This window comes from Chelatococcus albus (assembly GCF_030067675.1).
GTDB lineage: Bacteria > Pseudomonadota > Alphaproteobacteria > Rhizobiales > Beijerinckiaceae > Chelatococcus_A > Chelatococcus_A albus.
In genome coordinates this window covers 205,012-220,495 of record NZ_JASJEV010000006.1, presented here as the reverse complement: position 1 = coordinate 220,495, position 15,484 = coordinate 205,012, and the positions used below count along the sequence as shown (strand labels likewise).

Annotated in this window: 16 protein-coding genes; 6 read left to right on the top strand and 10 right to left on the bottom strand. The window is 69.7% G+C overall.

From position 1 onward, the window contains the following. Positions 1-108 precede the first annotated feature (108 nt). Positions 109-1,938 carry a translational GTPase TypA gene (typA, locus tag QNA08_RS11580; RefSeq protein WP_283740867.1) on the top strand — a complete coding sequence of 610 codons (1,830 nt, stop codon included), beginning with the start codon at positions 109-111 and terminating at the stop codon, positions 1,936-1,938. Between the two features lie 108 nt (positions 1,939-2,046). Here the strand turns inward: typA and QNA08_RS11575 are convergent, their stop codons facing one another. The 8 genes from QNA08_RS11575 to ubiE form a co-directional block, all read right to left on the bottom strand. After that, complete coding sequence (locus tag QNA08_RS11575; protein ID WP_283740866.1) at positions 2,047-2,661, bottom strand: glutathione S-transferase family protein; 615 nt, start codon at positions 2,659-2,661, stop codon at positions 2,047-2,049. A gap of 176 nt (positions 2,662-2,837) precedes the next feature. Beyond that, positions 2,838-2,996: a hypothetical protein gene (locus QNA08_RS11570; RefSeq protein WP_283740865.1), complete on the bottom strand. Its 159-nt coding sequence runs from the start codon at positions 2,994-2,996 to the stop codon at positions 2,838-2,840. Positions 2,997-3,180: 184 nt separating this feature from the next. Next, positions 3,181-4,167, bottom strand: a complete 987-nt coding sequence (cysK, locus tag QNA08_RS11565) for a cysteine synthase A (protein WP_283740864.1) — start codon at positions 4,165-4,167, stop codon at positions 3,181-3,183. Between the two features lie 77 nt (positions 4,168-4,244). Beyond that, positions 4,245-4,697: an RrF2 family transcriptional regulator gene (locus tag QNA08_RS11560; RefSeq protein ID WP_283740863.1), complete on the bottom strand. Its 453-nt coding sequence runs from the start codon at positions 4,695-4,697 to the stop codon at positions 4,245-4,247. A 24-nt stretch (positions 4,698-4,721) separates the two neighbouring features. Then, complete coding sequence (gene dut, locus QNA08_RS11555) at positions 4,722-5,174, bottom strand: dUTP diphosphatase (protein ID WP_283740862.1); 453 nt, start codon at positions 5,172-5,174, stop codon at positions 4,722-4,724. Beyond that, complete coding sequence (coaBC, locus tag QNA08_RS11550) at positions 5,171-6,412, bottom strand: bifunctional phosphopantothenoylcysteine decarboxylase/phosphopantothenate--cysteine ligase CoaBC (protein ID WP_283740861.1); 1,242 nt, start codon at positions 6,410-6,412, stop codon at positions 5,171-5,173. The genes dut and coaBC overlap by 4 nt, the downstream gene beginning before the upstream one ends. An 11-nt stretch (positions 6,413-6,423) precedes the next feature. Then, positions 6,424-7,998: a 2-polyprenylphenol 6-hydroxylase gene (ubiB, locus tag QNA08_RS11545; RefSeq protein ID WP_283740860.1), complete on the bottom strand. Its 1,575-nt coding sequence runs from the start codon at positions 7,996-7,998 to the stop codon at positions 6,424-6,426. A gap of 10 nt (positions 7,999-8,008) precedes the next feature. Continuing rightward, entirely contained in the window at positions 8,009-8,767 is a 759-nt protein-coding gene (ubiE, locus tag QNA08_RS11540) for a bifunctional demethylmenaquinone methyltransferase/2-methoxy-6-polyprenyl-1,4-benzoquinol methylase UbiE (RefSeq protein WP_283740859.1), read from the bottom strand. A 184-nt stretch (positions 8,768-8,951) separates the two neighbouring features. Here ubiE and mutM point away from each other — a divergent pair, with 184 nt between their 5' ends. The 4 genes from mutM to rpsT all read left to right on the top strand — a co-directional run bounded on the left by mutM (position 8,952) and on the right by rpsT (position 12,033). Continuing rightward, positions 8,952-9,836, top strand: a complete 885-nt coding sequence (mutM, locus tag QNA08_RS11535; RefSeq protein WP_283740858.1) for a bifunctional DNA-formamidopyrimidine glycosylase/DNA-(apurinic or apyrimidinic site) lyase — start codon at positions 8,952-8,954, stop codon at positions 9,834-9,836. Positions 9,837-9,941: 105 nt separating this feature from the next. Next, a complete protein-coding gene (locus tag QNA08_RS11530; protein ID WP_283740857.1) occupies positions 9,942-10,751 on the top strand; it encodes an enoyl-CoA hydratase in 810 nt (269 codons plus the stop codon). 50 nt (positions 10,752-10,801) lie between these two features. Beyond that, a complete protein-coding gene (locus QNA08_RS11525) occupies positions 10,802-11,599 on the top strand; it encodes a TSUP family transporter (protein ID WP_283740856.1) in 798 nt (265 codons plus the stop codon). A gap of 167 nt (positions 11,600-11,766) precedes the next feature. Continuing rightward, a complete protein-coding gene (rpsT, locus tag QNA08_RS11520) occupies positions 11,767-12,033 on the top strand; it encodes a 30S ribosomal protein S20 (protein ID WP_283740855.1) in 267 nt (88 codons plus the stop codon). 377 nt (positions 12,034-12,410) lie between these two features. Here rpsT and QNA08_RS11515 read toward each other — a convergent pair whose 3' ends face one another. Continuing rightward, a complete protein-coding gene (locus tag QNA08_RS11515; RefSeq protein ID WP_283740854.1) occupies positions 12,411-12,665 on the bottom strand; it encodes a transposase in 255 nt (84 codons plus the stop codon). After that, positions 12,644-12,847, bottom strand: a complete 204-nt coding sequence (locus tag QNA08_RS11510; RefSeq protein WP_283740853.1) for a hypothetical protein — start codon at positions 12,845-12,847, stop codon at positions 12,644-12,646. The genes QNA08_RS11515 and QNA08_RS11510 overlap by 22 nt, the downstream gene beginning before the upstream one ends. Positions 12,848-13,845: 998 nt before the next feature. On the opposite strand from QNA08_RS11510, the gene dnaA reads away from it, so the two are divergent. Continuing rightward, complete coding sequence (gene dnaA / locus QNA08_RS11505; RefSeq protein ID WP_422679907.1) at positions 13,846-15,375, top strand: chromosomal replication initiator protein DnaA; 1,530 nt, start codon at positions 13,846-13,848, stop codon at positions 15,373-15,375. Positions 15,376-15,484: the final 109 nt, after the last annotated feature.

Sequence of the window (15,484 nt, the reverse complement as noted above, 5' to 3'; positions counted from 1 at the left end):
CGGATCGCCGCCGTCGGAGGGTGCGACGGGCTGCGTCTTGAGCACTGTTGAGTGGAAGCCCCCAAAGGTGATATTGCGCCGCAACGAATTCCCCCAGCACAGGCTCCCATGAAGCTCCGCAACATCGCGATCATCGCGCACGTCGACCACGGCAAGACCACGCTCGTGGACAAGCTCCTGCAGCAGTCGGGGGCGTTCCGCGAAAACCAGCGCGTGGCCGAACGCGTGATGGATTCGAACGACCTCGAGAAGGAGCGCGGCATCACCATCCTCGCCAAGGCCACCTCCGTGGTCTGGAAGGACACGCGCATCAACATCGTCGACACCCCCGGCCACGCCGACTTCGGCGGCGAGGTGGAGCGCATCCTCAACATGGTGGACGGGGCGATCGTCCTTGTCGACGCGGCCGAGGGGCCGATGCCGCAGACGAAGTTCGTCGTCTCGAAGGCGCTCAAGATCGGCTTGCGGCCCATCGTCGCCGTCAACAAGGTCGACCGGCCGGATGCGCGTGCCCAGGAGGTGATCAACGAGGTCTTCGATCTCTTCGCCGCCCTCGACGCGACCGACGAGCAGCTCGACTTCCCCATCCTCTACGGCTCCGGCCGCGACGGCTGGATGGCCCATTCGCCCGAGGGTCCGAAGGACCAGGGCCTCGCGCCGCTCTTCGACCTCGTCCTCGACCACGTGCCGCCGCCCAAGGTGGAGGACGGCCCGTTCCGCATGCTCGGCACGATCCTCGAGGCCAATCCCTTCCTCGGCCGCATCGTTACCGGCCGCATCACCTCCGGCACGGTCAGGCCCAACCAGACGATCAAGGTGCTCGACCGCGAGGGCAAGGTGCTGGAGCAGGGCCGCGTGTCCAAGATCCTGGCCTTCCGCGGCATCGAGCGCCAGCCGATCGAGGCGGGCGAGGCGGGCGACATCGTCTCCATCGCCGGGCTCGAGAAGGGCTCGGTGGCGGATACGTTCTGCGCCCCCGAGAACGAGGCGGCGCTGCCGGCCCAGCCGATCGATCCGCCCACCGTCACCATGTCCTTCATCGTCAACGACAGCCCGCTCGCCGGGACCGAGGGCGACAAGGTGACGAGCCGCATGATCCGCGACCGCCTCTTCAAGGAGGCGGAGGGCAACGTCACGCTGAAGATCGAGGAATCCGCCGACAAGGATTCCTTCTTCGTCTCCGGCCGCGGCGAGCTGCAGCTCGCCATCCTGATCGAGACCATGCGGCGCGAAGGCTTCGAGATCGCCGTGTCGCGGCCGCGCGTGGTCTACAAGATCGACGAGGCGACTGGCCAGACGCTGGAGCCCATCGAGGAGGTGGTCATCGACGTCGACGAGGAGCACTCGGGCGTCGTCGTGCAGAAAATGTCGGAGCGCAAGGCCGAGATGATCGAGATGCGCCCCTCGGGCGGCAATCGGCTCCGCCTCGTCTTCCATGCGCCGACGCGCGGCCTGATCGGCTACCAGTCGGAACTGATGACGGACACGCGCGGCACGGCGATCATGAACAGGCTGTTCCACGCCTACCAGCCGCACAAGGGCGACATCGCCGGCCGCCGCAACGGCGTTCTCATCTCCAACGACGCCGGTGAGGCGGTGGCCTATGCCCTGTGGAACCTCGAGGACCGTGGCCCGATGATGATCGAGCCGGGCTGGAAGGTCTATCAGGGCATGATCGTCGGCGAGCACACGCGCGACAACGACCTCGAGGTCAACGTGCTCAAGGGCAAGAAGCTCACCAACATCCGCACGACCTCGAAGGACGAAGCGGTGCGCCTGACGCCGCCGATCCGCATGACGCTCGAGAAGTCGCTCGCTTGGATTCAGGACGACGAGCTGGTGGAGGTGACGCCGAAGTCGATCCGCCTGCGCAAGGCGATCCTCGATCCGAACGACCGCAAGCGGGCCGAGCGCGCCAGGGAGGCGGCGGCGAGCTGATCGCCGCGCCCCGATTCAGGACGAGGCCGCTGCCGCGCCAGGGGGCGGCCTTTGCACATCCTCCCGGCTCCGCCGCAGGATGGGGCGGGCGCGCCGGTCCCCGCCGGCTCACGACATCAGGTCTTCGGGACGGCGCCAGCCGGGCAGTGCCCGCAGGCGATCGAGCCAGATCGTCACGGCGGGATAGCGCTCCCATTCGACGTCGATCTCCTCCGGCCAGAAGAGATAGGCGGCGCAGGCGATGTCGGCGATGCTCCAGCGCTCGCCCAGGAGGAAGGGCTGGCGGCGCAGCTCGGCCTCGAGGCGCTCGAGATCCGCCTCGGCGCGCCGGCGCAGCCAGTCGACCACCCCGTCTGCCGTGTCCCTGGCCCAATGCCGGGCGAAGCGCAGGTTGGGCACCGAGAAGCCGATGCGGTTCGCCTCCCAGAACAGCCATTCGCGCGCCAGCACGCTGCTTTCCCGGGGCACGGCGAGCGCGGGCAGGCTCTCGGCGAGCCGCAGCAGGATGGCGTCCGACTGGCAATGCGGCACGCCGTCCACCATCAGCACCGGCACCTCGCCGTAACGGCTCGCCTCCCGGAACTCGGCCGTCCGTGCCGCCCGCGGCTCGGCGATGTCGACCGCGGTGTAGTGGAACGGCTCGCCCGCCAGGGCGAGCGCCAGGGCCGCCTTGTAGGAATGACCCGACCGCCGGTGGCCGTAGAGATGATATTGCGCCGCCATGTCGTCCTCGTGCGTGTCCCGCCGTGACACGAAGAGCGCGCAATCATCCCAGAGTGGATCGCAAGCGCGCTCCGTCGCTCCGTTCGGCATGATCCCCCGGGACCAGCCGCGGTCCCGTGCGGATCGCGTCCCGTATAGCGGATGACAGTCCGGGGATTGGCAGCAACCCTTGCGGCTCAGACGTGATCGGCAAAGCGACCGCTGCCGTCGCGCAGAACGATCTCGAGGATGGCCTGGCCGCTGCGAAACTCCGGCAGTCGCGGGGGGCGGCCGAGGGTCGCGAAGCTGATCGCGGTCATCAACAGGATCGAGAGCAGGGCGAGGCGGCGGCGCATCGTGCTGGTCCTTCCGTCCGGCCGCGGGACCCCCCATCAGCGGACGCAAGCACCATGCCGGAGTGACTGCCCCATTACCGTGCGCTGCGGCACATCCGCGTGCCCGAATGGAACGGGCGGCCCGAGGCCGCCCGTTCCGCCCGCCTGCAAACCGTCGCCGGACGAGGCCCGGCGCCCGCCGCCCTCACAGTCCCTCGAACAGCGCCGTCGACAGATAGCGCTCCGCGAAGGAGGGGATGATGATGACGATGTTCTTGCCCTTGTTTTCGGGCCGGGCGCCGACCTCGAGGGCGGCGGCGACCGCGGCGCCCGCCGAGATGCCGACCGGGATGCCATCGAGCCGGGCGACGAGGCGCGCCGTGTCGAATGCCGTCTGGTTGCCGACGGTCACGACCTCGTCGATGACCGAGCGGTCGAGCACATCGGGCACGAAACCGGCGCCGATGCCCTGGATCTTGTGAGGACCCGGCTGGCCGCCGGAGAGCACGGGCGAATCCTCCGGCTCGACGGCGACGATCCTGAGGGAGGGCTTGCGCGGCTTCAGCACCTGGCCGACGCCGGTAATGGTGCCCCCGGTGCCGACACCCGAGACGAAGATGTCGACGCCGCCGTTCGTGTCGTTCCAGATCTCCTCGGCCGTCGTCAGGCGGTGGATCTCGGGATTGGCGGGATTGCGGAACTGCTGCGGAATGACCGACCCCGGGATCTCCCTGTTGAGCTCCTCCGCCTTGGCGACGGCGCCGCGCATGCCTTGCGGCCCCGGCGTCAGCACCAGCTCGGCGCCGAGCAGCGCCAGCATCTTGCGGCGCTCGATCGACATCGTCTCGGGCATGACGAGGATCAGGCGGTAGCCGCGCGCCGCGGCCACGAAGGCAAGCGCGATGCCGGTGTTGCCGGAGGTCGGCTCGATGAGCGTCGCGCCCGGCCTGATGCGGCCCTCCCGCTCCAGCGCATCGATCATGTTGACGCCGATGCGGTCCTTGACGCTGCCGATCGGGTTGAAGAACTCGAGCTTGGCGAGGAGGTTCGCCTCGATCCCCTTCTCCTTCGCGAGCCGCGAGAGGCGCACGATGGGCGTGTCGCCGATGGTGTCGGTGATCGAGTCGTAGATCCGCCCGCGGCCGGGCACGTGCTCCGGAACGGCAGTTGCTCTACGGGCTGCTTCGGCCATGTCGTCCTCCTTCGGATCTCGGACGACCTTCCTAGCATATACCACAAAGCCGGTCGATATTCTCCAGTATCTACGGATCAGATCGTGAAATCGACCGACGCGGGCGGCCCGCCGAAGACCGACCTGTCCTCAGCCCGGCGGCAGAGATCCTCGACGGTCACGGCGTCGAGCCTGGCGAGAAAGGCTTCCCCCGCCTCCTTCACCGCCGGGCCGACGACCTTGTCGACGAGCGGGGACTCGGGCACCGGCGGCAGCGACTCCTCCCCCGCCGTGGCCATGGCGGCGCGCACGATCTCGCCGGCGGTGATGCGCCGCCGCTCCTTGGCGAGCTCGTAGCCGCCGCGCGGGCCGCGCACGCCCTTGAGGATGCCGGCACGCACGAGCTGCTGCAGCACCGTCTCCAGGTGGCGCGGCGGCAGGTTGTGGCGCGCCGCAAGCAGCTTCGCCGCGACCGGCATGGGGCGGGCGTGGATCGCGACGTCGACCACCGCGGCGATGGCGAGCAGGCTGCGCCGGGACAAGAGGATCATGTCGCGTCCTTTCTTCCTTGTCGATCACACACCCGTCGAACCGAAGCCGCCAGCCCCGCGCGCCGTCGCCCCGACCGCCTCGGCCTCCACGAGTTCGGCGCGCGTCACCGGCGCCACGACGAGCTGGGCGATGCGCATGCCGCGCGTGACGGTGACCGCCTCGTCTCCGAGATTGACGAGGATGACGCCCACCTCGCCACGGTAGTCGGCATCGATCGTGCCCGGCGCGTTGAGCACCGTCAGCCCCTGCCTGAGGGCGAGCCCCGAGCGGGGCCGCACCTGGCCTTCGAAGCCCGGCGGCAGTTCGAGCACGAGCCCCGTGGGCACGAGCCGGCGCGCGCCGCGGCCGATGACCATCGGTGCGTCCTCGGGCACGGCCGCCAGGAGGTCGAGCCCCGCCGCCCCGGCGGACTCGTAACGCGGCAGCGGCAGATCGGCGCCGTGGGCCAGGCGCTTGACTGCAATGCGCAAGGTCATTGCCGCGCCTCCGCCAGAGCGGCTGCGATGCGCGCCACGAGCCGGCGCGCCACCTCGTCCTTGTCCATCGTCGGCCAGTCCTCGATCCCTTCGCCCGTGACGAGATGCACGGTGTTGCGGACACCGCCCATCACGCCCGTCTGCGGGCTCACGTCGTTCGCCACGATCCAGTCGCAGCCCTTCCTGAGGCGCTTGGCCGTCGCGTGCTCGATCACCTTCTCGGTCTCGGCGGCGAAGCCGACGACGAGGCGCGGGCGGCCCTGCGCCAGGCGCGAGACGGTGGCGAGGATGTCCGGGTTCTCGACGAGGGAAAGATTCGGGACGCCGGTCCCGTCCTTCTTGATCTTCTCGCCCGCCTCGCCGTCGACACGCCAGTCGGCGACGGCGGCGGCGAAGACGCCGGCGTCCACGGGGAGCGTGCGCTCGACCGCCGCCAGCATCTCGCGCGCCGTCTCCACATGCACGACGCGGACGCCCGGCGGGTCGGGGAGGGTGACAGGCCCGGCGACGAGGACGACCTCCGCCCCCGCTTCCGCCGCCGCCTGGGCGATCGCATGACCTTGCCGGCCGGAGGAGCGGTTGGCGATGTAGCGCACCGGGTCGATCGGCTCGTGCGTCGGGCCGGACGTGACCAGCAGGCGCCGACCGGCGAGCGGCCCCGCAGGGGCAGCCGGCAGCGGCACGCGCGTGTCGCTCTCGAAGGCGCGCTCGATGGCGGCGAGGATCTCGGCCGGTTCGCTCATGCGGCCGGGGCCGAACTCCCCGCGCTCGGCCATGGCGCCCTCGTTCGGCCCCACGACGAGCACCCCGTCGGCGGCGAGCGTCGCCATGTTGCGCTGCGTTGCCGGATTGAGCCACATGCGCGGGTTCATGGCCGGTGCCACGAGGATGCGCTTGTCGGTGGCGAGCAGCGCCGTGGAGGCGAGGTCGTCGGCGAGGCCGTGCACCATCTTGGCGAGGAGATCGGCGGTCGCCGGCGCCACGACGACGAGATCGGTCGAGCGCGACAACTGGATGTGGCCGATGTCCGCCTCGTCGGTGAGCGAGAAGAGATCTGTATAGGCCTTCTCGCCGGCGAGGCTGCCGACGGACAGCGGCGTCACGAACTCCGCCCCCGCCTTCGTCAGGATGGCGCGCACGGCGCAGCCGCGCTCCTTCAGCCGCCGGATGAGCTCGAGCGACTTGTAGGCCGCGATGCCTCCGCCGATGACGATGAGCACGCTTTTGCCGGCGAGCATCGGCCGTCTCCTCAAAACACGTCGCGAAGGAGTATAATCGCCAGCAGCCCGGCGATCACCCACAGGGCGAGATTTCCCCAGCGCGTGCGGTGAGCCTCTCCCCGGCTGATGGCGGCGACGCTCTCCGGCGCCAGGGCGAAGCCGCGCCCGGTGGCGACCTCGAGCTGCTCGACGAGCCGCTCCCCGCGCGTCAGCAGGCCGGGCACATGCGACAGGAAGCCCGCGACCGACAAGGCGTCGCGTCCGGCCTCGGCGAGGCGGCCGATCGGCCCGAGGTTGCGCTCGATCCACTGGCGCACGACGGGATCGGCGGTGGACCACATGTCGAGTTTCGGATCGAGGCTGCGCGCCACGCCCTCCACCACGACCATGGTCTTCTGCAACATGACGAGCTCGGTGCGCGTCCTCATGTCGAAGAGCGCGGTGATCTCGAACAGCAGGGTCAGGAGCCTTGCCATCGAGATCTCGTCGGCACGCCGGTCGTGGATCGGCTCGCCGATGGCGCGGATGGCCTGGGCGAAGTCGGCGATGCTGTGGTGGTGCGGGACGTAGCCGGCCTCGAAATGCACCTCGGCCACGCGGCGATAGTCGCGCCGGATGAAGCCGTAGAGGATTTCGGCGAGGAAGCGCCGCTCCTTCGGCCCGAGGCGCCCCATGATGCCGCAGTCGACGGCGACGAGCCGCCCGTCCGGCGCCACGAAGAGATTGCCGGGGTGCATATCGGCATGGAAGAAGCCGTCGCGCAGGGCCTGCCGCAGGAACGACTGGATGACGGCGCGCGACAGGGCCACGCGGTCGTGTCCGGCCGCCTCTACCGCAGCCAGATCGGAGAGCGGCAGCCCGTCCACCCACTCGCTCGTCAGCACATCGCGGGCGGTCAGGTCCCATTCGACCTTCGGCACGCGGAAGTCGGCATCCTCGGCGGTGTTCTCGGCGAGCTCGGACAGGGCGGCGGCCTCGAGGCGCAGGTCCATCTCCATGGCCACGGATCGCGCCAGGGTCTCCACCACTTCGAGCGGCCGCAGGCGCTCCGCATCCGGCATGAACCGCCGCGCCACGCCCGCGGCGAAGCGCATGGCAGCGAGGTCGCGCATGAAACGGTCGCGCACGCCCGGGCGCAGCACCTTGACCGCGACCTCGCGCGAGGCGGCACCCGAGCCGATGCGCGCCTTGTGCACCTGAGCGATGGAGGCCGCTGCCATCGGTTCGCCGAACTCGACGAAGAGCCGCGTGACGGGCTGGCCGAAGGCCTCCTCGACGACACGCACCGCCTCGGCGCGCGGGAAGGGGGGCATGCGGTCCTGCAGGGCCTCGAGATCGCGCGCGACGCGCACGCCGACGACGTCGGGTCGCGTCGCCAGGAACTGGCCGAATTTCACGTAGGACGGCCCGAGGCGGGTGATGGCGGCCGCGAGGCGCGTCGCCTCGTCGCCCGCCCGGCGCCGCTCGACGAGCCGCACGAGCCTGAGGCCGAGGCGGCCGGCCGGCGGCAGGACGGAGGCGTCGACGAGGGCAAAGGCGCCCTCCCGCGCCAGCACGAAGCCGACGCGCGCCAGACGCAGGCAATGGGCAACGGCGGAAATCACCAGGGCTGCCTCAGATCTTCCAGCCGGAATGGAGCGCGACGACGCCGCCCGTCATCGGCCGATACGTGACCCGCCCGAAACCCGCCGCGCGGACCATGTCCGCAAAGCCCTCCGCGGTCGGGAAACGGCGGATCGATTCGACGAGATAGCGGTAGGGTTCGGCGTCGCCGGTGACCATGCGCCCGAGCGCCGGAATCACGTTGAAGGAATAGGCGTCGTAGACCGCATCGAGGCCCGGCACGTCGACATGCGAGAACTCGAGGCAGAGGAAGCGCCCGCCGCGCTTGAGCACGCGATGCGCCTCGGCGAGCGCCTCCTCGATGCGCGGCACGTTGCGGATGCCGAAGGCGATCGTATAGGCGTCGAAGCTCTTGTCCGGAAAGGGCAAGGCCTCGGCGTTGCCCTGCACGAAGTCGATGCGGCGGCCGAATCGCGCTCCGGCGCGCTCGCGGCCGACGGCGAGCATGTCGCCGTTGATGTCGAAGACGGTGACCTGCGTCCGGGGGCCGCCCGCCTCCAGCACGCGGAAGGCTATGTCGCCCGTGCCGCCGGCCACGTCGAGATGGCCGAAGGGCCGATCCCGCGGCGGGCGCAGGCTGGAGACCAGCGCGTCCTTCCAGGCCCTGTGGAGCCCCGCCGACATCAGGTCGTTCATGAGATCGTAGCGGCGCGCGACCTTGTGGAACACGTCGTCGACGAGCCCCTGCTTCTCGTCGAGCCGCACGCTCGCAAAGCCGAAATGGGTGTTGTCGCTCGTTGTCGTGGCCATGTCCGCCTGCCTCGTCCGACCGATCAGGGCGGCATCGCATGCCTCGCAACCCCCGCAGCCGCCCCAGCGGAGCCCTGCCGGATCGCGACACCCTGCCCAGTCGGCGCGGACCATAGCGAATGCGCTTCCGCGGCGCTATCAGTGACGCACGATGCGCGGCGAAGTGCCTTAAGGCGAGGCGAAGATGCCGGAATTGCCCGAAGTCGAAACCGTCCGCCGCGGCCTGGAGCCCGCCATGGTCGGCGCGCGTTTCCTCGCGGTCGACCAGCGCAGGCCAGACCTGCGCTTTCCCTTCCCCGAGCGCTTCGCCGAGCGACTGATGGGGCAGGAGGTGGTCGCGCTCGGGCGGCGCGCCAAATATCTCCTCGCCGACCTGTCGTCCCGCGACGTGCTCGTCATGCATCTCGGCATGACCGGGCGCTTCATCGTGACGCAAGCCGGCCACGCCCCTCGCGAGCCCGGCGACTTCCATCGGGACGCCGGGCGGGACCCGCGCCACGACCATGTCGTCTTCGCCCTGTCGAACGGCGCCTGCGTCACCTATAACGACGCGCGCCGTTTCGGCTTCATGACGCTCGTGCCGCGCGACGGACTTGCCGAGCATCCGCTGTTCCGCAACATGGGCCTCGAGCCGCTCGGCAACGAGCTCGACGGGGAGAGGCTGGCGCGATTGTTCGCCGGCAAATCAGCGCCGTTGAAGGCCGCGCTCATGGACCAGCGGCTCGTCGCCGGCCTCGGCAACATCTATGTCTGCGAGGCCCTGCACCGGGCCGGCCTTTCGCCGGAACGGGCGGCGGGCACGCTCGTCACGCGCACGGGCCGGCCGACGGAGCGGGCGCACCGGCTCGCCAGCGTGATCCGCGAGGTGCTGGCGGAAGCGGTGGAGGCCGGCGGCTCGACGCTGCGCGACTACATGAAGACGGACGGTTCGCTCGGCTATTTCCAGCATTCGTTCCGCGTCTACGACCGCGAGGGCGAACCCTGCCCGACGCCAGGTTGCCGGGGCATGGTGCGGCGGCTCATGCAGTCGGGACGCTCGACCTTCCATTGTCCCGTCTGCCAGCGCTGAACGGCGCCCTCGTGGGCGGATAACCATCCCGCCCGCGCAAGCGGCCCCATCGCCAAGGGCAGGCGTCCCGGCTATGAACGGCCGTCCAACCGGAGGGAGCGCCCCATGGCCCATCAGACTGCCCGCGAAACCACCGCCGCGACCGCCTACGAGACCATTCTCGTGGAGACGCGCGGCAAGGTCGGCCTGATCACGCTCAACCGCCCGCAGGCCCTCAATGCCCTCAACTCCCAGCTCGTCGGCGAGGTGAACCGCGCCCTCGACGGCTTCGAGGCCGATCCCGGCATCGGCTGCGTCGTCATCACCGGCTCCGAGAAGGCCTTCGCCGCCGGCGCCGACATCAAGGAGATGCAGGCCAAGACCTTTCCCCAGTCCTATCTCGAGGATTTCATCACGAGCTGGGACCGCGTCGCCAACCGCCGCAAGCCGATCATCGCCGCGGTCGCCGGCTTCGCCCTCGGCGGCGGCTGCGAGCTCGCCATGATGTGCGACATCATCCTGGCGGCCGACACGGCGAAGTTCGGCCAGCCCGAGATCAAGCTCGGCGTCATGCCGGGCGCCGGCGGCACGCAGCGCCTGACGCGCATCGTCGGCAAGGCGAAGGCCATGGAGCTGTGCCTGACGGGGCGCATGATGGGCGCCGAGGAGGCCGAGCGCGCCGGCCTTGTGGCCCGCGTCGTGCCGGCCGACAAGCTCCTCGAGGACGCGCTGAAGACGGCCGAGACCATCGCCTCCATGTCGCTGCCCATCGCCATGATGACGAAGGAGAGCGTCAATCGCGCCTACGAGACGACGCTGGCCGAGGGCATCCGCTTCGAGCGGCGCGTCTTCCACGCCATGTTCGCCACCGCCGACCAGAAGGAGGGCATGGCGGCCTTCGTCGAGAAGCGCGCGCCCGCCTTCAAGAACGCCTGAGAGCCCTCTCCCTTGTCCGACACATCGTCCAGCGCCAGGGCCGGTCGCCCATGACCGGCCTCGATCTCGAACTTCTCTCGCTGCTTGCCCTCGTCGGACTCGTCGCCGGCTTGGTCGACGCCATCGCCGGCGGGGGCGGCCTCATCACCGTCCCGGCGCTGCTCGTCGCCGGCCTCGACCCCGTCACCGCGGTCGCCACCAACAAGCTGCAGGGCACCTTCGGCTCGGCCTCCGCCACCTACGCCTTCGCGCGCGCCGGCAAGATCGGCTGGCGCGAAGCGCTGCCCATGGCCGCGGTCGCGCTCGTCGGCTCGGTCGGCGGCGCCCTGACGGTCAAGCTACTGCCCGTCGCGCTCCTCGCCGGCGTCATGCCCCTCGTGCTCATCGGCGTGGCGGTCTATTTCGCGCTCTCCCCCAAGGTCCGCGACGCCGATGCGCGCCGGCGCATCACGCCGCTTGCGTTCATGGCGTCGGTCGCCGTCGGCGTCGGCTTCTACGACGGCGTGTTCGGCCCGGGGGCCGGCTCCTTCTATATGCTGGGCTTCGTCACCCTGCTCGGCTTCGGCGTGGTGCGGGCGACCGCTCATACGAAGCTCCTCAATTTCGCGAGCAACCTCGGCGCCCTCGTCTTCTTCGCCGTGGCCGGCGCCATCGTCTGGCCCCTGGGCCTCGTCATGGGCCTCTGCCAGTTCGCCGGCGCGCAGATCGGCGCGCGCATGGCGCTGCGCCATGGCGCGCGTCTCATCCGCCCCCTCATCGTCGTCGTCTGCTGCGCCATGGCGGTGCGGCTGCTCGTCGATCCCGCCAATCCGCTGCGCGTGACGGTGCTCGCCATGCTGGGCATCTGAATCGCGGCGGGAGCGTTGACGGTCGCGCGCATTCGCTCTATAAGCCCGCGCTCACGAGCGGTTGCGCCCGGCGCCGACCGCTCGATCCTTTTGCCACCCATGCCGATCCCGATCGCCCGGTTGCCGAGCAACCGCGCGGCGCCGATCGGGACGAGACGAGGACGACCATGGCGAACACCCCGTCGGCCAAGAAGGCGACGCGCAAGATCGCCCGCCGCACTGCCGTCAACAAGGCCCGCAAGAGCCGCGTGCGCACCTTCCTCCGCAAGGTCGAGGAGGCCATCGCCGGCGGCGACCAGGCGGTTGCCCTGCAGGCCCTGCGCGCGGCCGAGCCGGAGCTGATGCGCGCCTCGCAGAAGGGCGTCGTTCACAAGAACACCGCCTCGCGCAAGGTGTCGCGCCTGGCCAACCGCATCAAGGCCCTGCAGGCCTGACGTTGCGGGGCCGTCCGGCCCGCGACCTGCGCGCAGACTGACCGAAGCCCGGCCCACAGGCCGGGCTTCTCTTTTGGGGCGATCGCTGTCAAGCAAGGGCTCCCGCTCCGGCCAATCGAGGCCGGCGCTGAATGCGATGCATGGCTGGGGCGGAGTGCGTCAGCGCACCGGCGGATTGCGAGTTCCCGCCAGGAGTCTGGCTTCCCTGCGAAGTCGGCGCGGGGCCGCTTCATGATCGGGTCGGATGGAGAGGCATCTCAATCTTCTTGTCGAACTGTCGGCCTGAGCTGACGTCCAGCCCCGCCTCGGGATTGCCCGCCCATTCGTCCCTGGACGGGACCTCTTTCCGCAGCGGTGTGGAACTGTGAACCGGCCTGTCAGGCGGCCTTGGTCTCCCAGCGATACGGCGTGTTGTCGACCCACATCCGATGCAGGATGATCGCCCGCCGGCGGGCGACGGCAAGGCCCCATGCCTTCAGCGATGAGTTGCGCTTCAGGATGCGCAGCAGGATCCAGCCCGCCTCGACCAGCACCCAGCGGACCCCGGCATCGCCGCACTTGGAGATGCCCCGATCCCGGTCGATCTCGCCGGACTGGTAGCGCGAGGGCGTCAGCCCGCTCTGTAAAGCCATCGCGACAGCGGGCCGGCTTCCAGGCCGATGCGCTTGTACGGTCCGCCGCTCGCATGAAGCAGGGCGCCGATCGCCTCCGTCTCGGTCTCGACCTTGCTCTCCCGGACGAGCTTGCCGCTCGCCGCCATCACGCAGACGCTGGTGGCGCGAACCGACACATCAAGACCGACGAACAGCTCCATGGCAGGCCTCCTGACCGGGTGATCCGATGGAGCCTGACCGGAAAACCAACCTCCCGTCGCTCTCAGATCGGGGGGGCCGCCGGAGCCCCAATCATCCGATCTTTCTTGCATGCCTTCCCCTCTCGGGCACCGGGTCCCGACGGCCCGGGACAGCCGCGGCGAAGCCTCGCCGGGCGCCTCCGTGCAGCGATGCGACACCCTTCCGACGATCCGCGCGCGGGCGCATCCAGGCACCGCTCGATGCGATTTGCCCCCTTGACATCATCGGCCGCCAAGCGGGTGAAACCGGGCGGGGTTACGCGCCTCGGGCGCGCAGATAAAGTATCGGCAGAACAGAAACTTAGGGGGCAAAGAGCCGGACGGACCCCGAATCCCGCCCGCACACCGGGCTCCGCAGGCAGGGGCGGAAAAAAGAATCCGGGCCGACGCGCGCCCGCCACCCCATTCCCGAGCCTCGAAAAATCCCGAAGACGGACAATAACTTGGATGACCACACCGCTGTCACAATCGTCTGCTTGTGGGGCTCCTACCTCCTCGACCTCCCATCCACAGCAGATTGACGAGTTGCGCACCCTCGGAGGGCTGTGTAGGGTCACCTTACTTCGGCGGGATCGTCGAGGTTTTCTTCCGGCATTCAGAAGTTTTTAACCTCGTTTTCGGGGAGGGGGCGGTGCTTTGTCGAAGAACGAGCTTCGAGCCGAGCGCACAAACTAGTTCCGCCGCCGACTTGCTGACGCCAGAACTTGTTAACTGAATGGCGCTCATAGAGCGCCGGCCGATCCGACATTACTGGGGTCGTCGCACGCTCGGCTGAGATCGAGTGCGCTAATACTTGTCGGATTACTGCCCTCCAGACACCGGGCATGCGTATGCCGCGGCGGGCGGGGGCGTCGCAACGAGACCAAACCATGGCCATCGGAGGTGCGCAGGCACCCCCGACCGGCTCTGTCGCGCTTGCCGCGGCACAAGAGTAACGAGAACACATGGAGCAGGGCACGATGTACAAGGGCGACGATAGCGCGAGCGTGATCGAGACGAGCGGTGCGCGGCCGGTCGACGGCGTGCCTGCCCTGAACGACGGTGGTGCGGTCTGCGGCGACGCCCTGGAGCAGGCCTGGCTGCGCGTCAAGCGCCGCCTGCGCGTCGAGCTCGGCGAGGACGTGTTCACGAGCTGGTTCGGGCGGCTCGAGCTCGACGGCCTGTCCGCCGGCGTGGCGCGCCTGTCGGTGCCGACGCGCTTCCTGAAGAGCTGGATCGAATCCCACTACGCCGATCGCGTGCTCGCCCATTTCAAGGCCGAATGCCCCGATGTCGCCCGCGTCGCCTTCGGCGTCCGCGGTGCCGCCGCGCGCGATGCGAGCCTCGCGACGCGGGTTGCCGACGCCGGCCCGCGATCGGCCGTGCCGGCGGCGCCGGTCCGCGATCACGCTGGTGCCGCAGCGGCGGATGCCGCACCTCGGCCGCGGGCGGGCGCGGGCGACGCCGACCTGTCGGGCAATCCGCTCGACGTGCGGCTGACCTTCGACAGCTTCGCCGTCGGCCGCTCGAACGCTCTCGCCCATGCCGCAGCCGAGCGCATCGCCCGCCACGAGGGCGGCACGCCGCTCTACAACCCGCTCTACCTCCATGCCGGCGTCGGCCTCGGCAAGACGCATCTCATGCAGGCGGTGGCCCACGAGGCGCAGAAGCGCGGCAAGCGCGTCATCTATCTGACGGCGGACCGCTTCATGTACGGCTTCGTGGCCGCGCTGAAGGCGCAGACTGCGCTCGCGTTCAAGGAGAAGCTGCGCGGCATCGACCTGCTCGTCATCGATGACGTGCAGTTCCTGCAGGGCAAATCGATTCAGCAGGAGTTCGGCCACACCATCAATGCGCTCATCGACGCCGGCCGCCAGATCGTCGTGGCCGCCGACAGGCCGCCGTCCGAGCTCGAGGCGCTCGACGAGCGGGTGCGCTCGCGCCTCGCCGGCGGGCTCGTCGTGGAGATGAGCCCGCTCGACGACGAGCTGAGGAGCAAGATCCTCGCCGCGCGCATCGCGGCGGTGAAGTCGGTGCACCCGAGCTTCGAGGTGCCGCCGCCGGTGGTGGCCTACGTGGCGCGCTCCATCACGACCAACGGCCGCGATCTCGACGGCGCAGTCAACCGCCTGCTCGCCCACGCCACGCTCACCGGCTCGGCCCTGACGATGGAGACGGCGGAAGCGGCGATCCGCGACCTCGTGCGCACCCGCGAGCCCAAGCGCGTCAAGATCGAGGACATTCAGAAGCTGGTGGCGAGCCGCTACAACGTCTCGCGCGCCGACATCCTCTCCGAGCGCCGCACCGCGGCTGTGGTGAAGCCGCGGCAGATCGCCATGTATCTCTCGAAGGTGCTGACCCTGCGCTCGCTGCCGGAGATCGGCCGGCGCTTCGGCGGGCGGGACCACACGACGGTCCTGCATGCGGTGCGCAAGATCGAGAAGACCATCGGCGAGGACAACGCCCTCAACGAGGAGATCGAGCTCCTGAAGCGCATGCTGCAGGAGTGATCCCGCCGGCGCGATCCGCCGCGCGACGCCCGTCCATGCGGGTGCGCCCGGACCCACGCTGTTGACGCGGCTGGCGGTGCCCTTGCGCAACGTCCGGGGAGGCGGCATT